Origin of the sequence: Roseovarius faecimaris (assembly GCF_009762325.1) — a bacterium.
Lineage (GTDB): Bacteria > Pseudomonadota > Alphaproteobacteria > Rhodobacterales > Rhodobacteraceae > Roseovarius > Roseovarius faecimaris.
In genome coordinates, this window is record NZ_CP034348.1 from 2553619 (window position 1) to 2577847 (window position 24229).

The window sequence follows — 24229 nt, forward strand, 5'->3', positions numbered from 1 at the left end:
TGGGGCCACCGCATTCCCTTCTCAAAAACGAGGCTTGCCATGGACACGGGGTTGGACCGTCTGATCCGGGGCGTCGAGCGTATCGTCATATGGGCCGCGGCCCTGGGCGGGATCGTCGTACTGGTGCAGATGATTTGGATTTCATACGGGGTGTTTACCCGCTATGGGCTGGGTAAACCTGACCGGCTTGTAACCGAAGCGACCGCGCTTTTGCTTTTCCCGGTCGCCTTCGCCGGGCTTGCGTTTGCACTCAGGGAAGATGCGATGCCGAAGGTCACCATGATGATCGACCTCTTTTCGGCAAAAGCACAACGCCTCTTCGCCATCATCAATCACATCATCATGCTCGGCGTCGGACTGTTCTTTGCCTATGCCGGGGTCAGCGCGACGATCCGCTCGTTCAATTCGGGCGTTGCCTCCGAAATCCTGCACTGGCCGCGCTGGTGGTTCTGGGCGCCGGGCGCCACGGCTCTGGTCCTTTTCGCATTCTATGCAGCGCTGAGACTGATCCGCCTTTTCCTCACCCCCGCATCGGAAGGAGACGACTGATGGAATGGTATACCGTCGGCCTTGGCCTTCTGGCTTTGCTCATGATCTTCATCGTGATCGGCCTGCCGATCCCGTTCGCACTGGCGGCCGCGTCGCTGCCCTTTCTCTGGGACATCCAGGGCTGGAAAACCTCGGTCGTCTCGTCCGAGCTCAAACTATGGGGGGTGTGGATTGACTATATCCTACTCGCTGTCCCGTTATTCGTCTTCTTAGGAGAGTTAATAGGCAAATCCAACATCGGCCCGAACCTCTATCAGTTCCTGCACCAGGGGGTGCGGATCAAAGGGTCGGCGGCCTATGGCTCGATCGGCGCCAGCGCCGGATTCGGGGCCGTCTGCGGCTCGTCCATGGTGGGCGCGCTGACCATCGGCGGCGTGGCCCTGCCCGAGATGCTGCGGCTGGGCTATGGCAAGCGGCTCTCGTCCGGTGTTCTGGCCGCGGGGGGGACGCTTTCGGTGCTGATCCCGCCAAGCCTGATCCTGCTTTTTTATGGCATCGTGACAGACCAGAGCATCGGCGACCTCTTTATCGCAGGTGTCATACCCGGGATCATTCTTGTGACCGGTTTCGTTGTGGTCGTCTTGGCCTGGGGCGTGTTGAAGCCCGAGGACATCCCGTCGAGCGAGGACGCGCAGAAGATGCCTTTGGCCATGATCCTGTCCACGGTCGGCCCGGTCCTTCTGATCGGCCTGGTGATCACGGTGGCGATCTATGCGGGCATCGCAACACCCACCGAGGCGGCCGCTGTGGCGGCTCTGCTGACGGTGATCCTCGCCTTTGGCGTGGGTGGCCTGACCTGGGATGGGTTCAAGGCCGCGCTGTTTTCGACCATGCGGACGATGGGGTATCTCGGCCTTCTGCTGTCGGCGGGTGTGCTGTTCGGGTTTGTGCTGACCTATTACCGGGTACCACAGCAATTCACCGAGCTGTTCCTGTCCTTCGATCTGTCGCCCTATACGGTTCTGGCCATCGTCATCGTGTTCTACATCGTGCTCGGGATGTTCCTCGAGCCGGTCTCGATGACCTTCATCACGCTCCCGACGATCTTTCCTCTGATGGCGGCCGCCGGGTTCGACCTGATCTGGTTCGGCGTCGTTTACACGATCACCATGGAGATCGCGGTGCTGACGCCGCCTGTGGGGTTAAACCTCTATGTCATACAGGCGATCAGTCGAGATGAAGTGTCGATCGGCGATGTCATCATCGGTTGTCTGCCCTTCATCGCCGCCATGGTCCTGCTGATCGCCATTCTCATTGTGTTTCCGGAGGTTGCCCTATGGTTGCCCGAACAGATGAATTGATCCGGCTGGACCCCGCCCCGCATCGCCGGGCCGGATCCGGAACACCTCTGGTTCTGGTCCACGGTTTTCTGGGGGGATCGGCGCAATGGGAAGCCGAGATCGAGCGCTTCAGCGGCAGCCATGACGTCATCGCCCCCGATCTGCCCGGCTTTGGCGAAGCCGCCGGACTGGCCGCCCGCAAGGGCGTTGATGGACTGGCCGATTACGTGATCGAGTTCCTGGACAAGCTGGGGATTTCCACCTTCGCACTGCTCGGGCATTCGATGGGCGGGATGATCGTCCAGACAATCGCCGCGAAGATCCCCGACCGGGTCGAAAAACTGGTTCTTTACGGGACGGGTCCGCTCGGGCTCATGCCGAACCGGTTTGAGACGATTGAGGAATCCCGTCAACGGTTTCGCGCCGATGGCGTCGCGAAAACCATTCGGAGAGTGGGCGCAACCTGGGTTCTGGACGCCGAAACGGATGCCGGTCGCGCCGTCGTCGCGCAATTGGCCCGCGTGGGCGACCCAGCCTCCAGCGAGGCGGCGCTCATGGCCTATGACGGCATGGAAACCTGGGACGGACGGGGCAATCTCGAAGGTATGTCGATGCCAACCCTGATCCTCTGGGGGGACACCGATCGTTCCTATCGCTGGCCTCAGGTTGAGGAAATGTGGACGAAGATCCCCAATGCGAAACTGGCGGTCATTCCCGGCACATCGCACGCGGCGCATCTTGAGAAACCGTGCCTGTTCCACTGCCTGCTTGCCGATTTTCTGAACTGACGCGGTCCGGGCAGCCCGGGCTTGCGGTTTTGCCGACCGCGTCAGTCTAAGATGACAAACTCCCGCCGCTTGCTGCATTAACAATCAAACCGGACCACCCGATGAGGACACGCCGCACCTGCGCCCGGGGAATCCGGCATGGATGTACGCGAGGCGCAAACATGGTTATCACGGACGAAAGCCGTTAGATGCGAAGTCCCCGCGCTGATGTATCCGATGCGGCCGGGCAGACACAGGGACCATGACATGAGCCACATCACCGTCGACCAGATCGAGCAGGCTCGGAAACGCATTGCCTCGACCATTCATCCCACGCCGGTGGTGCCATCGGACACGCTGAGTGCGCTGTGCGATACCTCTGTTTATCTCAAGCTGGAACATCAGCAGCGCACCGGGTCGTTCAAGCTGCGCGGGGCGACCAATGCAGTGCTGAGCCTCTCTGAGGACGAGCGCGCGCGTGGCGTGGTCGGCGTATCGACCGGAAATCACGGGCGAGGCCTCGCCTATGCGGCGCGTCAGAACGGGGTGAAATGCATCATCTGCATGTCCAACCTCGTGCCCCAGAACAAGATCGACGGTATTCGTGCGCAGGGGGCAGAGGTCCGCATTATCGGCCAGAGCCAGGATGACGCGCAGATCGAAGTGGACCGCCTCGTGGCCGAGGAGGGGATGACCATGATCCCCCCCTTCGATCACCCCGATATCATTGCCGGGCAGGGAACCGTCGGCCTTGAAAGCGCAGAGGCCGTACCAGAGCTTCAGATGGCGCTTGTCCAGGTGTCGGGGGGCGGGCTCATCTCGGGTGTCGCCGCAGCACTCCGATCGCGTATCCCGGGCATTCACATCATTGGCGTGTCGATGGAACGCGGTGCCGCGATGCATACATGTCTGAAAGCCGGAAAGCCGATTTTCGTGGAAGAAAAAGCAACTCTGGCGGATTCCCTTGGCGGGGGTATCGGGCTCGACAATGCCTATACATTTCCCATGACCCGGGATCTGGTGGATGAGATTGTCCTCGTCTCCGAAACCGAGATCGCCCAGGCAATCCGCCATGCCTACTGGAAAGAGAGCCAGATCATCGAAGGATCGGGCGCCGTGACGCTGGCCGCCCTTCTCTCGGACAAGGTGCGCCCGACAGGTCCGGCCCTTGCCCTTCTGAGCGGTGGTAACATCGACATGTCGCTGCACCACCGCATCATCTCTGGCGAAAATGTCGATGTAACGGAACAGGACTAAGCCATGCCCAATGTAAAAATCGTCTCCGAAGCCGAACTGCGCGCCTTGATCGCGCTGGACGCAGACGCCGTCGATTGCGTCGAACGCGGGTTTTGTGCGCTTGCCGAGGGCAAGGTCGTGATGCCCCCGATCATGTCGATGCCAGTCCGCGAACATAATGGCGAAATCTGCGTCAAGGCCGCCTATGTTCCGGGTATGGACAGTTTTGCCGTCAAGATGAGCCCCGGCTTTTTCGACAATCCCAAGCTGGGCCTGCCCAGCTCGACAGGGATGATGGTGCTGTATTCGGCGCGCACTGGCATGCTGGAAGCCCTGTTGCTGGACAATGGGTATCTGACGGATGTGCGCACCGCAGCGGCCGGGGCCGTCGCCGCGCGTCATCTCGCGCCCGCAGCCGCGGCCACCGCTTGCGTGATCGGCGCCGGGATGCAGGCACGGCTGCAACTCAAGGCACTCTTGCTGGAGCGCCCCATCACCTCGGCCACGCTCTGGGCACGTGACCCTGACAAGGCCCGGGATGTGGCAAGGGAATTGACTGACGAGCTTGGCATTCCAGTGACCGTGCCAGGTGAACTTGGCGAGGCCGTGTCGGCCGCGGATGTGGTGATCACAACGACGCCGTCATCAACCCCGCTTGTCATGGCAGACTGGCTCCGTCCGGGGCAGTTGGTCATCGCCATGGGATCGGATCAGGGGCACAAATGCGAATTGGAGCCTGCCTGTCTGACCCGCGCGGATCTCTACGTGCCCGACAGCCAGGCCCAGACCGCCGAACGCGGGGAATTGCGCGCAGCCATCGCGGCCGGGATCATTTCCGAAGACCAGAGTTTTGTCGAACTTGGACAGGTCGCCGCAGGGCTGGCACCGAAGCACACGGGCGACGACGCAATCGTGATCGCCGATCTCACCGGCACCGGCGTACAGGATACCGCAATCGCGACCTATGCTTTTGCAAAGGCCGCCGAGGCCGGGCTTGGCAGCGACTTCGCGAATTAGAGCCCCTTTCGCTCCGGTTCCCGACCCGCGCCACAAAGCGATGTCAGACGGCATGCTCCGGCGTGAAAATCTGCCTGCCGCCGCCATTGAACCGGTTGAGGTCAAATTCCCAGCGGGCTTTCGGCCAATGGATGTCCAGCCTGTGCTTTCTGGGCCGGTAGACCGCCGTATAAAGCGTGCCGAACCCTTCGGTGAAGGCCGTCGAATAGAGCGGCGGCCGCAGGAACGCACTGATGAACTTCTCCTGCGGTTCGACGTGAAGCGTCAGCCGTTGCAGCAGAAACCTTTCGCGCTCGACAGTGGCCGTAAACCTGGCGTGGCTGGCCCATTCGACACGTTCCTGATGGTTCGTGGCCACAGCGGCACTGGTGATCAGGGTCTCACGATCAGGCGCCATCAAGGCGGTCAGGTACTTCCGGTTCGCATCCAGAACAGTGACGTTATAGCTCATATGGGTCGGAACCCGCCTGAGCACTTCCCCCGCTTCCTTTGCGGTCTCGCAAGTCTGCAGCACGTATCTCAGGATCAAGGGGACGCCAAAGCCATCCCCAACCACCCTCCTGCCACCAAAGGTCAGCGAGACGGCCAGCCCGGCATCATTGATGCCATCGACAAGACCCCACATGCCATCGCTTGTACCCATCACTTTGCGGCCTTGCCAGCCGGTGTGCAGGATCAGCGAGTCGAACGCACCCGGATTGTAATCGTAATTCCGCACGAGCATCGGCTCGGCCCCGGGCCAGATCGCCTGACTGCAGCCCGAAAGGTAGGGAGGCGGGCAGTAAAACGACAAAAACCGGGAGCTGTGGTCTCCTCCGCCGACCAGCTCGCACAGCGTCTCGTAAAGCGGCACCAGCTCGGGCATATGCGCCTTGAGCGCCTTGAGGCTGTCCCAGTATCCCGGCCGCGCCTCGGCCCCTTCGCGAAGCCACCAGCGGTGATAATCCGGCCAGTACTCATGGAACAACCCGGCCCAGATGGGGCCGGGTTCGGCTTCCGATATGGCGCGCCAGTTCAGTTGCATCAGCGCGCAGGCACTACATGATCTTGAACGCCGGATCCGCGAAGGCAGGCCCTGCTTCGGCCACGGGCAACGGTCGGCCCTCGACCCCCTGTTTGATCCCGTGAATCCAGCGTTTGCCGCGCTCGTTCAACTTGAAGCCCGGTGTCATCGAGCGTCCGCGCGTCACGATGATCCCGATGTCGGCCCCCTCATAGCGGTAGTCGCCGGGTTGCAGGATACGCAGGAAGAACGCTTCGTTCTCGCTCTCGACAGCGCGGCGGTGATAGTCGAACCGGTCGAAATTGATGCTGCCATCCTCGTTCATCTTGTAGATGCCAGTCTCGGGCACCTTGGTGGCGATATCGACCGTGTCGTCTGTATGCTTGATCACCATCTGCGACCAGCTATCGATCATCGCCGGGTCCGCCCAACGCTGGTTCAGCTCCTCCACATCCAGGTTGAATTTCTTCTTCGAGAACTCAAGCAGGTGGAACAGGAAAAGCGGTGCGTCGGCATGGGCAAAGGCCGCATGGTTCGTCATGGACGATGCCCCGGTGATGCGCGGATTCAACTCGCCCAGCCAGATATCGTTGGTTTTCTTGTCGATCAGGAAATCGAGCTCGAAATACCCGCGATACCCCTCCTTGCGAAGCTGCTCGCCAAATTTGAAGGTCAGCTCCCGGGCCTGCTGGCGCACCTTGGGCGGGAAGGCGGTGGAGAAAATCTCGTTGCCGCACCAGCCGCCGCGATAGGGTGTCAATTCCTTGAAACCGACAAGCTCGGTCATCAGCGGGCCGACAATGGTGCCCTCCTTGGTGGCGCAGGCCTCGATGGCCGACCCGCGGCAGTCGATCCGCTTCATGATCTTGATCTCGCCCTCGCCGACAATCTCATGTTCATGGCGGCGGAAATCGGCCTCATTCTTGATAAAGAACGTCGTGTGCCCGCTATCGCCGAAGGCCGATTGCAGCACCAGATCATGCCCGATCCCGGCTTTCTCGCAGGTCTTTCGCAGGTCTTCGTAGGATTTGACCTCGGCCAGCACATTGGGCACCGACGGCACACCGGCCTTGTTGCCGATCCGCACGGTTTCGATCTTGTTGTCCATGCTCTGACGCAGCTTCGCCTTTGGGAACCAGACCTCGGCCCCCAGCTCCTTACTCAGACGCTCGGTCTCCTCATCGAACATCAGAAAGACAAATTTGGGTTTGCCGCCACGGCGTTTGATCAGGTCGATCACTTCCTTGTGCTGCAACAGGTAGTTGTTGATATCCTCGATCGACTGGAATTCGGCATGCGGCTGCTCGGACGGGCAGAACACGTTCGGATGCTTTCCGCCATAGCAGTCGATATAGCATATGTATTTGAAATTCTTGCACCATTCATCCAAACCCAGCAGGTTGAAATTGGTCGCCGAGATAAAATAGATCGGGTCCTCATTGCGGTGAAAGTGGCGGCGAATTTCAGATATGTTCTTCAAGACGGCCTTTGGCATGTGTGTCCTCCCTGCGTTTATTACTTATGGCGTTCATTATTGAGTTTCAGCCGCGCGGCATTTGTTTTGGCCTGCTGTTTCAGCGCCTTCTTGGTGAACACGCGAAGCCCGAGATCGTCGCGGTAGCCATGAATCTCGCTCACATCCAGTGCGCGCATGAAGGCCAGGATTTCCTTGCTCACCACCTGCCCCGGCACCAGGATCGGGAAACCTGGCGGATAGGGAATGATGAACTGGGCTGAAACCACATCATCGCCGCTGTCCAGCGCATCGTTGATCGAGCCGTCAAGCTCCAGATAGTCGCAATTCTTCTCATCATAGCTAAGGAAGAAGGCCGAGCGGATATCGCCTTCGCTGGTCATGTCGTCGGTACGGAACGCGTCATGGAAGCGGCTGAAATCCGGCAGCGGCGGCAAGTCATGCATCAGGTTGGCGACGCGCTTTTCGAACCCGCGACGCTCCATGATCGACGCATCATCCAGCAACTCGTCCAGCTCCTTGGCGATCTCGACCAGCACTTCGATCAGATAAGCCACGGAAGAGCGCGTCGTGCCGATATTCGTCATAAACAGCACGGTATTGCGCGACGTCTTGTTGATCTGAATACCGTATTTGTCCATCAGGATATCGGTCTTGAACGTGTCTCCGTCCCACCCCGTGCCACCGACCGCCAGAGTCACGCGGGTGGCGTCAAGAACGAACTCGTCCTTCTCCCAGCAATCCCAGATATCGGCCCAGCCCTGATCCGGGTCATAATAGCTTTGAAGGCCGCTTTCGCGGTGCTCTTCCGGGATCATGTCTCCGGCCGTCAGCACCTTGAAATACTTCTTCAGCAAGGGGTGCGTGTGGATCGCGCGGCGCATCGACATGGCCGCCTCGACCTGACGCTGGACAAACTCGAACCCTTCCAGTTCCACCTGCCGCCGCCCGACATCGAGGCTGGCGATGATCTGATAGTTGGGCGAGGTCGAGGTGTGGGTCATGTAGGCTTCGTGAAAACTTGCCTCGACCTCACCTTTGAAATCCTGGTCGTTGACATGGATCATCGAGCCTTGCCGCAGGGAGGTAAGCGTCTTGTGGGTCGATTGCGTCGCGTAGGTGCGCACGCGCGCATCTGGCGGGGGCAACAGCCTGGTATTGAGCAACGTTTCATCATCCGCACCGGCCAGTTCCGCCTGCTGCGCATCGTAAGCGGCGATGTGGCTGTCGCTGCGCAAACGTTCGCGCAGGTTATTGGCAGCGTTCATCGCGGTGCGCTGGCGATAAGTGGGGCCGAAACGGGCAAAGCCGAACCAGGCTTCGTCCCACAGGAACACGAGGTCCGGCTTGATCGCCAGACATTCTTCCATCACCCGCTCCACATTGTAGACGATCCCATCGAAGGTGCAGTTGGTCAGAAGCAGCATCCTTACCCGGTCGAGCTTGCCTGCCGCCTTGAGCTTCAGAAGCTGATGCTTGATTTCGCGAAGCGGAACCGCGCCGTACATGGAGTATTCATTGAGCGGATAGCTATCGAGATAAACGACCTGCGCCCCGGCAAGCACCATCCCGTAATGGTGCGACTTGTGACAGTCCCGGTCGACCAGCACGATGTCACCGGGCCGCACCAGCGCCTGCACCACGATCTTGTTGCAAGTCGAGGTGCCATTGGTGGCAAAATAGGTCTGCTTTGACCCGAACGCCCGGCTTGCCAGTTCCTGCGCTTCCTTGATGGGACCGTGCGGCTCAAGCAGGCTGTCGAGCCCGCCGGATGTGGCCGAGGTTTCCGCAAGGAAGATGTTGGGCCCGTAAAACGCCCCCATGTCCTGAATCCAGTGACTGCGCGAAATGGATTTGCCCCGGCTGATGGGCATGGCATGAAACACGCCGGTCGGTTGTTTGGAATACTCCACAAGTGCCGTGAAAAACGGCGTTTTGTAACGCGCCTGCACCCCGCGCAGAATATTCAGATGCAGCTCAAGGAAGTCTTCCTGATTGTAAAACACCCTCCGGCAAATACCCAGATCAAGCCCCGCGATATCCTCGACGGACCGGTCCGTGACCAGATAGGCATCAAGCTCGGGCCGGACCTTGGCGATCAGGCGGCAGAGTTCAGGGCCGTAATCCTCGGGGCTGAGCGCCTCGATGGTGTCGATCCCCCCTGCCCGGTCCAGATAGCGCGTCAGGATCGGCAGTTCGACCTTGGATTCCATGATCAGACCCGGCCGCACGACGATGGCCTGAATGTTATGATTGAAAAGAACCCCGATCAGCGCATCCTGAAGGCTGGGCACCACCACCGTTTCATAATGGAACGGGTCTTCGATCCGCCGCATTCTGGAGAAGTTGCTTTTCAGCCATCGCTCCTGGTGCTCATTGACGTCGTCAACGATCATCACCTCGAAATAGGGTTTGGCCAGTGCGCGCGCCTCGACGGACTGGATCACCTCATCTTCGTGTTCTTCGGCATCCGCGCTGTCGCGTTCAAGAGGGATATGGCGCCGCCGGTAGGCCCCGGTGGTCAGGGCACGGGTGATGCGCTGCACCGCAAAGGCCACGTCGTAATAGTTCTTGTGTTCGAATTGACGCCGGAGGTGATCGAACACCTGCATACCAGGAAAGGCCCAGTAGGCTTCGATCAGGGCAAGGGACTCAAAAAGCCCTTCGATCTTCTTCACTTGCGCTTCAGAGCGTGCTCCCTGAGGATCGCGGGACAGTGCGGAAGACGCTTCTCGCAGTGCGCTCCATCGATCAGATCGAAGCTGAATTGCCGAGTAATAGTCGCTCATTGACTGCATGGCAGGGCCCTCGCGTTATCGACAACGGACGAGCCCTCCATAGTGAGGGTTTATCGTCTGACGTCAACCGCCGGAGGTTTTGACGGGATCGAAAAGTTCCTGATGATCCCTCGGATGAGTACGGTGTGCATAGGGTTTCACAGGCTTTGCAGAGGTGCCTGCATCGTTCAACAGGATGCCCGCCCGCGACCCCTGTTTGGGTGTTTCAAGCGGCCCCAACTGATGCAGATACGCATCCGTGCCGCTGGCCCGGTCATAGACAGAAAAATCGACCGAGCGGTCGCGGAAACTCTTGAGCACCTGCCCCAGCCCTTTCATCCCCGTCTCGCGCTGGCGGCGCACCTGGTTCAGATCCAGCTCCAGCGGAAACATGTCCTCCTGCCCCGCGGATTGATGCAGCACCGTCGCCGACGGGTCGACGACGCAGGACCGGCCAACACCGCCGGCCCCCAGACCGTTCACATCAACCACATAGCATTGAAATTGCGCCGCCGTGGCGCGGGCAATCGCAAGTTCGGCATCGCGGTCGGTCGTGCCTGTCAGAACCGGGTGCAGCAAAACCTCCACGCCCTGGCTGGTGAGCTGGCGCGTGGTTTCGGGAAACCAGATATCATAACAGATCGAAAGGCCGAACCGCCCCACCTCGGGCACATCGAACACGCAGAACCCGGTGCCCGCCTCAACCCCCACCTCATACGGGCGGAACGGAAACATCTTGCGGTAAACGGCGACCGTCTCGCCGTAGGGATTGAGAACCGTCGAGGTGTTGTAGATCGCTCCATTTTCGGTGCGCTCGAACATCGAGCCGGGGATAAGCCAGATATTGTGCTTGACCGCCGCTTCGCGGAACCGGTCGATCGCCTCGTTGTGCAGCGGCAGTGCGGTCTTTGTCAGCGGCCCGTAGGGGGCCAGCTCACTGAACAGCACCATCTGTGTCCAGGGAAACCGTGCCATAAGAACATCCAGACGGTGGATCATGCCGTCTACATTCGGCTGCAATGCATTCACGTACATCTGCACACCGGCAACTGCGAAGGGCGTCATCTGGGTTGATCTCCGTAAGATGTCAGACGCGATGCTGACATGACAATGTTCCAAGTCAGAGGCACGTGATTGCCCCGGCACACTCGGTATATCGTTCATAAAGACTGTTCAAAACCGCTGCAATCGCAAAGAACCCCGTCTTTCATCGACGCCGGAGCGCTCCGTAGCATGGCGGTCGGCCTCGCCGGTCTCGGCGACAGCCCCAGGAACACAGGCACGGCCCGGGATCTCACACCGCGCTAAAAGGCGCGGCCCCGCGGCACGATCCTGCGATTAAAAGATGAAGTCGTCTGCGGTGAGACTGTGAGACGACACGCCCGAAACGGTGATCGTGAAATCCCCATATTCAATGACCGCACCGTTCGCCGTGTCCCTGATATCGAGATTTTGCATCGGGTTATGGCCCAGATCCAGTCCAACCAGCTTGATATGGTCGATCCCGACCTGGAAGTCGGTGATCACGTCATTGCCGTTGCCGGAGAGCGTGTTGAAGACAAACTCGTCCTGCCCCACCCCTCCGGTCAGCGTATCACTGCCGTACCCGCCGTTGAGCGTATCCTGGCCCGCTTCTCCATCGAGCACATCGCGACCGTACCCGCCCCCGAGGAAATCGTTGCCATCGCCGCCAAGCAGCGTGTCGTCATGATTGCCCGCACCGATCTGGTCATCTCCGGCTCCGCCATTGATCCTGTCGTGCCCGTGTCCTGCGCCAATCGTGTCATTGCCCGCGCCACCGGTCACGGTGTCATTGCCATAGCTCGCGGCGAGCCAGTCATGGCCATCGGCCCCCTGAACAAGGTCGTTTCCGGCACCGCCCGAGAAAATGTCGTCGCCTTCCCCGGCGTTGATGACGTCATTGCCCTCGCCACCGCCGCCCTGATCGTTGCCGGCGCCGGCGTTCAAGGTGTCATCGCCCAGACCGCCGCCCAGCAAATCATTGCCAGCGCCGCCGGACACCTGATCATCACCCTCTCCTCCGGGCAGGTTATCGTCTCCGCCATAGCCTGAAAGGGTGTCGTTTCCGTTGCCGCCTTTCAGGCTGTCGTTGTAATTGCTTCCATCGAGCAGGTCGGCCCCATCTCCACCTGCAATAAAGAGACCGGTTGTCGAACTGGACGGGCCCGGGCTCGTGGCGTTCGACGATGTGGTCGAGTTGCTTGGATCCAGCTCTCGCACTTCGGAACTGGTCAGCGTCTGATTGGAAAAGGAAAAGAACTCGACATTTCTGTATACATCGGTGCCCTCTGCGGATGTCACGATAATGTCGTTGCCTGATATCTCGACGGTAACCTCTGACGATCCGGCGTTGATTTTGACGGTGTCCACCCCTGCCCCACCGTCGATTGTATCGTTGCCCAAACCGCCGGCCAGCATGTTGTCACCGGCATTGCCGGTCAGATGGTTATGCCTCGAATTGCCGTAAAGAGACAGATCCTCAAGCCCCAGCAGCACGGCGTCAGTCGCTCCACTCAGAAGCGTCAGACTGGAAGACGACCGCAAGACCGTCTCATCGATCAGGTCGAGCTTCACGTTTTCTGACCCGATGTGAACAGCGGCGCTGATCTCGGTCGTGCCGTATGCGATCGTGACGGTCTGCGTGCCGCCCGACGTCACCTTCACGGAATAGCCGCCCGCCCCATAGGTTGTGTCGCTTTTACCCGAGAGGCTGAACGTGACGCCCCCGACGCCCTCGCCAACCGAGTAGAAATCATCGCCATTGATGTCATTATACACCACGCCCGTGAGGAAAGTTGCCCCGTTGCTCGTGGCGAAGTTCTGCGTGATCATGGTGGCGTCATAGCCCAAGTAATCGCCATTCGCCTGACCGATACCGACCTCCCGGAAGACCGGGTTCAGGAGGTTGGCTCGGTGCCCGTCACTGAGGATGAGGGCGCGATTGAGATGGTAGATCGCCTGCGTCGTGTCCAGCGTCCCTGAAGAGGCGCGATAGCCGATGTTTTCACCCCAGTGATAAGACCCGGAAAACACATATCCTGCGTCTTCCATTCTTTGACCGGCACTCGATCCGCCTGCGCCCGTGTGCGAAAAATCGTCATTGGCGATCATCCAGCTGGAATGCTGGCCCGCCGCAACATGCAGCGTATACGTTCCTGCGAGGGGGGAAGCAGAGCCTTGTGGCAAACCCAGAGCGGCTATTTCCTGAGACGTCAAACCGATGCGGACTGCTTCACCATACGGGTCCAGCCGAAAACTGTTCACCAGTTCGATCATCAGTTGTTCGTTACTCGAAACGGTCATTATCGACATCCAGGCAGTTGCGTAGCGCCGGACGAGAAAACCGCTTCTTTGGGGCTCCAATATGGAGCAAGTTTGACTTTTTGGCGTAAGTAAGACCGCCCAAGGTCTTATCTCGAACACAATTTAAACGGGGGGCACGCGCGTTGCAGCGCACGGTCATCGCGGTCTGCCGACATGCTCGCGCGACCTGACCCGAGCGCGGCTCAAACCATCGCTGAGGCGTCAGGCGTCACGGCCCGGCCTCTGCGGATGGCCGTCACGAAACCGGGGTTGGCGGGCGCGTTCCTCCCCTCGGACAAAAGCACCCGTCGGGGTCGGCCAAAAACGTGCAGGAGATCACTTCCGGTTCTATGGGGACGGGCATGGCGGCAAGGATCACCCTCGCCCGCCACCTGGAAAGCCGATCATTACCCGGTCACGAACCTCGGAAGCAGTTAACCGATTCTCAACGAATTGTGGTGATTCTGTGAGTTTGGACCAATCCGCCAAATTGCACTGTTGTGCTCACTTGAGACAATATCACAACATCTAGTGAGACTGTTTCCAAAAGCGCTCCAATTATGGCAAAATTATGGCGAGATTGCAGTAATTTAGGCCAAATTGCAGCATTTGTTTGGCCATTTCCAACTCAGCCGTTAACTTGAATTCCTGCCGAGACACCGGTCAGTGCTCGGCGATTTTTTCGCTCATCCGGTGGTTGCACCAAGGGGCTGGGTATTGGGGGTTGTTATGCGATTTCTGGCATATAATCTGATTAAGACGTTTTTGTTTGCTTCAGTTCGGAAAGGCCTGAGCCAATTCATCCGAACGCGGGTTCTGTCGAAACTGGTCTCAGGTGCCGCCGCCTTGTGCGCGCTGGCCTGGGTTGTCCTGATGTCGGCCAGCGCCGCGCAGGCACAGGACGGGGTCTGGGGATTTGCCGATCCGAATTACAGCCCAGCAGGGAACTGCGTCGCAAACAATGCGGAACTCATCAGCATCACCCCCGATCCGGGTTCCGCGCAGGGCAGCTGCACCTCGATCAATGACACAATCCAGCTGCCGGTGGATGTGACCTATAGCCTGAACGGTAACAATGTCCGAGATTTGCTGATCGCCTACGGTGTCGGTGGCTCCGGAACAATTGCATGGGATGATTGTCTCGCTCAGCCCGGTGCTTCCGATACCGATGGTTTGACCGATATTGACGGAGATACCTGCCTTGACGGCGCTGGATTGGTCGGCACCTACACAATCTCGCGGATCATCGATGTTGGGTGTGATCTGGATAATGACGGCACGATTGATTCCGGCACCGCCGTTGATCTTTGGGCTGCTTGGAAAAGCAACAACAACGGTGGCGAGCTGTTCGACGTCACGTCCCCGCAGTGTTTCGGGCCGACGGGCGGTACCGTTCTGTCCATCGCACCCAAGCTCACAGTCGCCAAGACCACGGTGAATGGAACCGGAACGTTCAATTTCACCGTTCAGGGTGCCCAGAACAGCGACCCATTCTCGCTGACCACTACGGCGGAGAATACGCCGGTTTTGAATCCCAATGACATTCTGCCTTCGCGGACTGGCGGTGGTTTCAACAATATGATCATAACCGAAACCGTTCCGGATGGCTGGACGGCGTCGGCCGTATGTACCGGATTGACTGCTGGCGTGGACTATACCGACGACGGCAATGGTGTGCTGACGATCAATGGGTCCGCCTTTGTCGATACAATTCCGCAGCAGGTAATTGAATGTACTTTCACCAATTCCCGCGATACTGCATCGCTGACGCTCGACAAGGTGGTCGAGAACGGCGTTGGCGGTACGGCGGTTGAATCTGACTGGACGATCTTTGCATCGACCGATGGCACGCTGGCCAATGCCGAACTGAGCGGCGCAGGCGCGGCGGGCTCCGTCGACGTCACCGGCACGCTCACGACAGACACCTACATTATCGGGGAGTCCCCCGACAATGCGGATTACGACCTGACCACGGTCTGTACAGGCATGACGAATTCCACCTTCGATCCGGGAACCGGAGAGCTCGTGCTGGCTGCCGATGAGGATGTCACCTGTACCCTTACCAACAGCTACAACAAATCGTCGCTGACGCTGATCAAGAACGTGATCAACGATAGCGGTGGCACCGCGGCACCGGGCGACTTCACGCTCAACTACAATGGTATTGCCGCCGCTCAGGGCGTGGCCATTGAGGTCGATCCTGGCAGTTTCACGCTCACCGAAACCTTGGTGACCGGGTATGCCGCCGGCAGCCCTGACATCAGCTGTGTGATCACCGGAACCAACAGCAGCTTCACCAGCCCGACCCTCACTCTGGCGGCAGGCGAAGGGGCTGTCTGTACCTTCAACAATGACGATATTGCGCCCACCTACGATATGGCGAAAACGGCAGACGTGCCTGCCGCAGGGGCCGGGGATACGGTCACCTATACCTTTGCCTTCACGAATAATGGCGACTGGCCGATTTCCAATCTGACGCCCGTCGACACGTCGTTCCCCGGCCTGAGCGTCATCGATTGCGGCGCAGGCGCGACCTCTATCGCATCGCTGGCCGCTGGTGCGACGGAGAGCTGTACAGCCACCTATCTGGTCACCCAGGACGATGTGGATGGAAACGGCAACGGGACTGTGGTTCCGACCGGCACCTGCGCCTCCGGCTTTGCCCTGGTGAACAACGCCACCTCGACAGCCGAAGAATCCGCACCCGACGCGGATCCGCTGACCGAACCCGACCTGACCAATAACAGCGCGACCGTCTGCCTCCCTGTCCGGGACGAGCGCTATACGATCACCAAGGTCGTGGACGATCTGGAGATCGACGCCCCGGCGCCGCTCACCTACACGGTGACCGTGGTCAATACCGGCAATGTGAGCCTGACCGGCGCGGTCTTCACCGATGCGCTGCTGCAGAACGGCGCCGCGCAGGCCTTCACCGAGAGCGATCTGAACCTCTCCGAGGGCGCCAACAGCGACGGCATCCTCGAGGTCGGCGAGACCTGGACCTATACCGGCACCTACAACGCCACCCAGGCCAATATCAACGACGGCAATGACCTGGTGAACACCGCCTCCATCGCCTTCGATCAGCTGCCCACCCCGCAGGAGGACAGCGCCACAACGACGATCACCCAGAACGAGGCCTATACGATCACCAAGGTCGTCGACGATCTGGAGATCGACGCCCCGGCGCCGCTCACCTACACGGTGACCGTGGTCAATACCGGCAATGTCGAGCTGACCGGCGCGGTCTTCACCGATGCGCTGCTGCAGAACGGCGCCGCGCAGGCCTTCACCGAGAGCGATCTGAACCTCTCCGAGGGCGCCAACAGCGACGGCATCCTCGAGGTCGGCGAGACCTGGACCTATACCGGCACCTACAACGCCACCCAGGCCAATATCAACGACGGCAATGACCTGGTGAACACCGCCTCCATCGCCTTCGATCAGCTGCCCACCCCGCAGGAGGACAGCGCCACAACGACGATCACCCAGAACGAGGCCTATACGATCACCAAGGTCGTCGACGATCTGGAGATCGACGCCCCGGCGCCGCTCACCTACACGGTGACCGTGGTCAATACCGGCAATGTCGAGCTGACCGGCGCGGTCTTCACCGATGCGCTGCTGCAGAACGGCGCCGCGCAGGCCTTCACCGAGAGCGATCTGAACCTCTCCGAGGGCGCCAACAGCGACGGCATCCTCGAGGTCGGCGAGACCTGGACCTATACCGGCACCTACAACGCCACTCAGGCCAATATCAACGACGGCAATGACCTGGTGAACACCGCCTCCATCGCCTTCGATCAGCTGCCCATCCCGCAGGAGGACAGCGCCACAACGACGATCACCCAGAACGAGGCCTATACGATCACCAAGGTCGTCGACGATCTGGAGATCGACGCCCCGGCGCCGCTCACCTACACGGTGACCGTGGTCAATACCGGCAATGTCGAGCTGACCGGCGCGGTCTTCACCGATGCGCTGCTGCAGAACGGCGCCGCGCAGGCCTTCACCGAGAGCGATCTGAACCTCTCCGAGGGCGCCAACAGCGACGGCATCCTCGAGGTCGGCGAGACCTGGACCTATACCGGCACCTACAACGCCACCCAGGCCAATATCAACGACGGCAATGACCTGGTGAACACCGCCTCCATCGCCTTCGATCAGCTGCCCACCCCGCAGGAGGACAGCGCCACAACGACGATCACCCAGAACGAGGCCTATACGATCACCAAGGTCGTCGACGATCTGGAGATCGACGCCCCGGCGCCGCTCACCTACACGGTGACCGTGGTCAATACCGGCAATGTCGAGCTGACCGGCGCGGTCTTCACCGATGCACTGCTGCAGAACGGCGCCGCGCAGGCCTTCACCGAGAGCGATCTGAACCTCTCCGAGGGCGCCAACAGCGACGGCATCCTCGAGGTCGGCGAGACCTGGACCTATACCGGCACCTACAACGCCACTCAGGCCAATATCAACGACGGCAATGACCTGGTGAACACCGCCTCCATCGCCTTCGATCAGCTGCCCACCCCGCAGGAGGACAGCGCCACAACGACGATCACCCAGAACGAGGCCTATACGATCACCAAGGTCGTCGACGATCTGGAGATCGACGCCCCGGCGCCGCTCACCTACACGGTGACCGTGGTCAATACCGGCAATGTCGAGCTGACCGGCGCGGTCTTCACCGATGCGCTGCTGCAGAACGGCGCCGCGCAGGCCTTCACCGAGAGCGATCTGAACCTCTCCGAGGGCGCCAACAGCGACGGCATCCTCGAGGTCGGCGAGACCTGGACCTATACCGGCACCTACAACGCCACTCAGGCCAATATCAACGACGGCAATGACCTGGTGAACACCGCCTCCATCGCCTTCGATCAGCTGCCCACCCCGCAGGAGGACAGCGCCACAACGACGATCACCCAGAACGAGGCCTATACGATCACCAAGGTCGTCGACGATCTGGAGATCGACGCCCCGGCGCCGCTCACCTACACGGTGACCGTGGTCAATACCGGCAATGTCGAGCTGACCGGCGCGGTCTTCACCGATGCGCTGCTGCAGAACGGCGCCGCGCAGGCCTTCACCGAGAGCGATCTGAACCTCTCCGAGGGCGCCAACAGCGACGGCATCCTCGAGGTCGGCGAGACCTGGACCTATACCGGCACCTACAACGCCACCCAGGCCAATATCAACGACGGCAATGACCTGGTGAACACCGCCTCCATCGCCTTCGATCAGCTGCCCATCCCGCAGGAGGACAGCGCCACAACGACGATCACCCAGAACGAGGCCTATACGATCACCAAGGTCGTCGACGATCTGGAGATCGACGCCCCGGCGCCGCTCACCTACACGGTGACCGTGGTCAATACCGGCAATGTCGAGCTGACCGGCGCGGTCTTCACCGATGCGCTGCTGCAGAACGGCGCCGCGCAGGCCTTCACCGAGAGCGATCTGAACCTCTCCGAGGGCGCCAACAGCGACGGCATCCTCGAGGTCGGCGAGACCTGGACCTATACCGGCACCTACAACGCCACCCAGGCCAATATCAACGACGGCAATGACCTGGTGAACACCGCCTCCATCGCCTTCGATCAGCTGCCCATCCCGCAGGAGGACAGCGCCACAACGACGATCACCCAGAACGAGGCCTATACGATCACCAAGGTCGTCGACGATCTGGAGATCGACGCCCCGGCGCCGCTCACCTACACGGTGACCGTGGTCAATACCGGCAATGTCGAGCTGACCGGCGCGGTCTTCACCGATGCGCTGCTGCAGAACGGCGCCGCGCAGGCCTTCACCGAGAGCGATCTGAACCTCTCCGAGGGCGCCAACAGCGACGGCATCCTCGAGGTCGGCGAGACCTGGACCTATACCGGCACCTACAACGCCACTCAGGCCAATATCAACGACGGCAATGACCTGGTGAACACCGCCTCCATCGCCTTCGATCAGCTGCCCACCCCGCAGGAGGACAGCGCCACAACGACGATCACCCAGAACGAGGCCTATACGATCACCAAGGTCGTCGACGATCTGGAGATCGACGCCCCGGCGCCGCTCACCTACACGGTGACCGTGGTCAATACCGGCAATGTCGAGCTGACCGGCGCGGTCTTCACCGATGCGCTGCTGCAGAACGGCGCCGCGCAGGCCTTCACCGAGAGCGATCTGAACCTCTCCGAGGGCGCCAACAGCGACGGCATCCTCGAGGTCGGCGAGACCTGGACCTATACCGGCACCTACAACGCCACCCAGGCCAATATCAACGACGGCAATGACCTGGTGAACACCGCCTCCATCGCCTTCGATCAGCTGCCCATCCCGCAGGAGGACAGCGCCACAACGACGATCACCCAGAACGAGGCCTATACGATCACCAAGGTCGTCGACGATCTGGAGATCGACGCCCCGGCGCCGCTCACCTACACGGTGACCGTGGTCAATACCGGCAATGTCGAGCTGACCGGCGCGGTCTTCACCGATGCGCTGCTGCAGAACGGCGCCGCGCAGGCCTTCACCGAGAGCGATCTGAACCTCTCCGAGGGCGCCAACAGCGACGGCATCCTCGAGGTCGGCGAGACCTGGACCTATACCGGCACCTACAACGCCACCCAGGCCAATATCAACGACGGCAATGACCTGGTGAACACCGCCTCCATCGCCTTCGATCAGCTGCCCATCCCGCAGGAGGACAGCGCCACAACGACGATCACCCAGAACGAGGCCTATACGATCACCAAGGTCGTCGACGATCTGGAGATCGACGCCCCGGCGCCGCTCACCTACACGGTGACCGTGGTCAATACCGGCAATGTCGAGCTGACCGGCGCGGTCTTCACCGATGCGCTGCTGCAGAACGGCGCCGCGCAGGCCTTCACCGAGAGCGATCTGAACCTCTCCGAGGGCGCCAACAGCGACGGCATCCTCGAGGTCGGCGAGACCTGGACCTATACCGGCACCTACAACGCCACTCAGGCCAATATCAACGACGGCAATGACCTGGTGAACACCGCCTCCATCGCCTTCGATCAGCTGCCCATCCCGCAGGAGGACAGCGCCACAACGACGATCACCCAGAACGAGGCCTATACGATCACCAAGGTCGTCGACGATCTGGAGATCGACGCCCCGGCGCCGCTCACCTACACGGTGACCGTGGTCAATACCGGCAATGTCGAGCTGACCGGCGCGGTCTTCACCGATGCGCTGCTGCAGAACGGCGCCGCGCAGGCCTTCACCGAGAGCGATCTGAACCTCTCCGAGGGCGCCAACAGCGACGGCATCCTCGAGGTCGGCGAGACCTGGACCTATACCGGCACCTACAACGCCACTCAGGCCAATATCAACGACGGCAATGACCTGGTGAACACCGCCTCCATCGCCTTCGATCAGCTGCCCATCCCGCAGGAGGACAGCGCCACAACGACGATCACCCAGAACGAGGCCTATACGATCACCAAGGTCGTCGACGATCTGGAGATCGACGCCCCGGCGCCGCTCACCTACACGGTGACCGTGGTCAATACCGGCAATGTCGAGCTGACCGGCGCGGTCTTCACCGATGCGCTGCTGCAGAACGGCGCCGCGCAGGCCTTCACCGAGAGCGATCTGAACCTCTCCGAGGGCGCCAACAGCGACGGCATCCTCGAGGTCGGCGAGACCTGGACCTATACCGGCACCTACAACGCCACCCAGGCCAATATCAACGACGGCAATGACCTGGTGAACACCGCCTCCATCGCCTTCGATCAGCTGCCCACCCCGCAGGAGGACAGCGCCACAACGACGATCACCCAGAACGAGGCCTATACGATCACCAAGGTCGTCGACGATCTGGAGATCGACGCCCCGGCGCCGCTCACCTACACGGTGACCGTGGTCAATACCGGCAATGTCGAGCTGACCGGCGCGGTCTTCACCGATGCGCTGCTGCAGAACGGCGCCGCGCAGGCCTTCACCGAGAGCGATCTGAACCTCTCCGAGGGCGCCAACAGCGACGGCATCCTCGAGGTCGGCGAGACCTGGACCTATACCGGCACCTACAACGCCACCCAGGCCAATATCAACGACGGCAATGACCTGGTGAACACCGCCTCCATCGCCTTCGATCAGCTGCCCACCCCGCAGGAGGACAGCGCCACAACGACGATCACCCAGAACGAGGCCTATACGATCACCAAGGTCGTCGACGATCTGGAGATCGACGCCCCGGCGCCGCTCACCTACACGGTGACCGTGGTCAATACCGGCAATGTCGAGCTGACCGGCGCGGTCTTCACCGATGCGCTGCTGCAGAACGGCGCCGCGCAGGCCTTCACCGAGAGCGATCTGAACCTCTCCGAGGGCGCCAACAGCGACGGCATCCTCGAGGTCGGCGAGACCTGGACCTATACCGGCACCTACAACGCCACCCAGGCCAATATCAACGACGGCAATGACCTGGTGAACACCGCCTCCATCGCCTTCGATCAGCTGCCCACCCCGCAGGAGGACAGCGCCACAACGACGATCACCCAGAACGAGGCCTATACGATCACCAAGGTCGTCGACGATCTGGAGATCGACGCCCCGGCGCCGCTCACCTACACGGTGACCGTGGTCAATACCGGCAATGTCGAGCTGACCGGCGCGGTCTTCACCGATGCGCTGCTGCAGAACGGCGCCGCGCAGGCCTTCACCGAGAGCGATCTGAACCTCTCCGAGGGCGCCAACAGCGACGGCATCCTCGAGGTCGGCGAGACCTGGACCTATACCGGCACCTACAACGCCACCCAGGCCAATATCAACGACGGCAATGACCTGGTGAACACCGCCTCCATCGCCTTCGATCAGCTGCCCACCCCGCAGGAGGACAGCGCCACAACGACGATCACCCAGAACGAGGCCTATACGATCACCAAGGTCGTCGACGATCTGGAGATCGACGCCCCGGCGCCGCTCACCTACACGGTGACCGTGGTCAATACCGGCAATGTCGAGCTGACCGGCGCGGTCTTCACCGATGCGCTGCTGCAGAACGGCGCCGCGCAGGCCTTCACCGAGAGCGATCTGAACCTCTCCGAGGGCGCCAACAGCGACGGCATCCTCGAGGTCGGCGAGACCTGGACCTATACCGGCACCTACAACGCCACTCAGGCCAATATCAACGACGGCAATGACCTGGTGAACACCGCCTCCATCGCCTTCGACGAATTGCCTGAACCGCAAAGCGACAGTGCCACAACGACGATTGCGCAGAATCCGGCCTTCACGATTGAGAAGGTTGCTGACAAGGACTCTGTCGGCCCCGAAGCCGAAAGCATCGACTATACCATCACGGTCGTGAACACGGGCAATGTCACGCTGACCGAGGTGAGCCTTGTCGATGAAACGACACAGGCCAATCTCGACGAGACCCAGACCTTCCCCATTCCGCTTGCATCCGGTCCGACACTGGTAAGCGGCGACGCGAACAATGACGGGAACCTGGATGTTGGCGAAACGTGGGTCTATGAGGCTTCCGTTGATGTCACCGACAGCATGCTTCAGATCACGGACAGCTTCAGCCCGGGACGCATCACCAATGTCGCCACCTTCGACGCATTGCAGGTCGATCCGGACTCGTCCGAGGCCGTGACAGATGTCGAACCGCAGTTCGTCAATCCCGCAGAAGCGATCGACCTGGTGATTTCCAAGACCGCCCCGCGTGAATATGTCCTTCAGGGCGACGTGGTTCCATGGGTGATCGAGGTCACGAATAACGGTGTCGTCGACACGCAAACCGTCAATGTGATCGACCGTCTTCCGGCTGGCTTCCTCTATCAGGACGGCAGTGCCACCATCAACGGTGCGGTCGCAACAGTCACGGTCAATGACGGGGTCGTCGCCTTCCCGCCGGTCGATGTCGCGCCCGGTGCAACCGTAGTGCTGCAATTGTCGACCTTCGTGTCGAGCAGTGTGCAGCCGGGCATTCACACCAACTATGCTGACCTGATCGATCCCGACGGGAATGTTGAGACGGCATCAGCCTCGGTCGTGCTCTCGGCGGAACCGGTGTTTGACTGCGGGACCGTGATCGGCAAGGTGTTCGACGACGTGAATCAGAACGGATACCAGGACGAGGCAAGAGAGCCCGGTATTCCGGTGGGTCTGGTTGCGAATGACGATATCTATCTCGGCGGCAAGGGCGGCAAAGGCAAACTTGCCCCGCCGGCGCGCGTCGAACCTCAGGGCGAGCCAGGTATTCCCGGCGTGCGCATCTACACGGTCAAGGGCGAAGTCTATACCACGGATGAGCATGGGCGCTTCCACGTGGCCTGCGCCGACCTGCCGCGCGATATCGGCTCGAACTTCACCATGAAGATCGACACGCGGTCGCTGCCGGCCGGTTACCGGCTGACCACGGAGAACCCGCGCGCGGTGCGCCTGACGCCTGGTAAGACGACCAAGCTGAACTTTGGGGCCACCATCTCGCGTCTGGTCCGGATCGATGTCGCGAACAATGCCTTCATTCCGGGCAGCAACGATCCGAAACCCGAATTCACTGCGGCCCTGGCGCGTGCTGTGATGAAGTTCAGCAATCAGCCTTCGACCGTGCGGATCAGCTATCTGCTGAAGGGCGAGGACAACCGGACTGCTCGGGTGCGCATGCGCAAGGTCGAAGCAGAGTTGCGGCAAATTTGGCGCAAGGAAGGGAAATTCAGGCTTATGGTTGAAAAAACGCTTCAACGCCCCAAGGGCTGAGGTAGGTTTACCATATACAGGCAATTCGAGCGGGCGTATAACAACATAAGCCAATTGCTAAGTTA

The 24229-nt window shown here is 60.5% G+C and carries 11 protein-coding genes; 6 read left to right on the forward strand and 5 right to left on the reverse strand.

Annotated elements, in window-relative coordinates; translation table 11 throughout:
• Positions 1-39: 39 nt before the first annotated feature.
• The 5 genes from EI983_RS12985 to eutC all read left to right on the forward strand — a co-directional run bounded on the left by EI983_RS12985 (position 40) and on the right by eutC (position 4849).
• Complete coding sequence (locus tag EI983_RS12985; protein WP_157707802.1) at positions 40-549, forward strand: TRAP transporter small permease; 510 nt, start codon at positions 40-42, stop codon at positions 547-549.
• Complete coding sequence (locus EI983_RS12990) at positions 549-1850, forward strand: TRAP transporter large permease (RefSeq protein WP_157707803.1); 1302 nt, start codon at positions 549-551, stop codon at positions 1848-1850. The genes EI983_RS12985 and EI983_RS12990 overlap by 1 nt, the downstream gene beginning before the upstream one ends.
• Complete coding sequence (locus EI983_RS12995; RefSeq protein WP_157707804.1) at positions 1826-2617, forward strand: alpha/beta fold hydrolase; 792 nt, start codon at positions 1826-1828, stop codon at positions 2615-2617. Before EI983_RS12990 ends, EI983_RS12995 begins: the two co-directional genes overlap by 25 nt.
• 246 nt (positions 2618-2863) lie before the next feature.
• Positions 2864-3853: a hydroxyectoine utilization dehydratase EutB gene (gene eutB, locus EI983_RS13000; protein WP_157707805.1), complete on the forward strand. Its 990-nt coding sequence runs from the start codon at positions 2864-2866 to the stop codon at positions 3851-3853.
• A gap of 3 nt (positions 3854-3856) precedes the next feature.
• Positions 3857-4849: an ectoine utilization protein EutC gene (gene eutC, locus EI983_RS13005; RefSeq protein WP_157707806.1), complete on the forward strand. Its 993-nt coding sequence runs from the start codon at positions 3857-3859 to the stop codon at positions 4847-4849.
• A 43-nt stretch (positions 4850-4892) separates the two neighbouring features.
• Here the strand turns inward: eutC and EI983_RS13010 are convergent, their stop codons facing one another.
• From EI983_RS13010 to EI983_RS13030, 5 genes are all read right to left on the reverse strand, one after another.
• Positions 4893-5867 (reverse strand): C45 family autoproteolytic acyltransferase/hydrolase, encoded by a 975-nt coding sequence (locus EI983_RS13010; protein WP_157709091.1) that lies wholly within the window; start codon positions 5865-5867, stop codon positions 4893-4895.
• 19 nt (positions 5868-5886) lie between these two features.
• Complete coding sequence (locus EI983_RS13015) at positions 5887-7347, reverse strand: biotin carboxylase (RefSeq protein ID WP_157707807.1); 1461 nt, start codon at positions 7345-7347, stop codon at positions 5887-5889.
• A 20-nt stretch (positions 7348-7367) separates the two neighbouring features.
• Complete coding sequence (locus EI983_RS13020; RefSeq protein WP_157707808.1) at positions 7368-10124, reverse strand: aminotransferase class I/II-fold pyridoxal phosphate-dependent enzyme; 2757 nt, start codon at positions 10122-10124, stop codon at positions 7368-7370.
• A 63-nt stretch (positions 10125-10187) separates the two neighbouring features.
• Positions 10188-11168, reverse strand: coding sequence for a carbon-nitrogen hydrolase family protein (locus EI983_RS13025; protein WP_157707809.1), 981 nt, complete (start codon positions 11166-11168; stop codon positions 10188-10190).
• A gap of 273 nt (positions 11169-11441) precedes the next feature.
• On the reverse strand, positions 11442-13427 hold the full coding sequence (locus tag EI983_RS13030; protein WP_198389295.1) for a CAP domain-containing protein: 1986 nt from the start codon (positions 13425-13427) through the stop codon (positions 11442-11444).
• An 873-nt stretch (positions 13428-14300) separates the two neighbouring features.
• Here EI983_RS13030 and EI983_RS13035 point away from each other — a divergent pair.
• On the forward strand, positions 14301-24164 hold the full coding sequence (locus tag EI983_RS13035) for a DUF7507 domain-containing protein (protein ID WP_198389296.1): 9864 nt from the start codon (positions 14301-14303) through the stop codon (positions 24162-24164).
• Positions 24165-24229 lie beyond the last annotated feature (65 nt).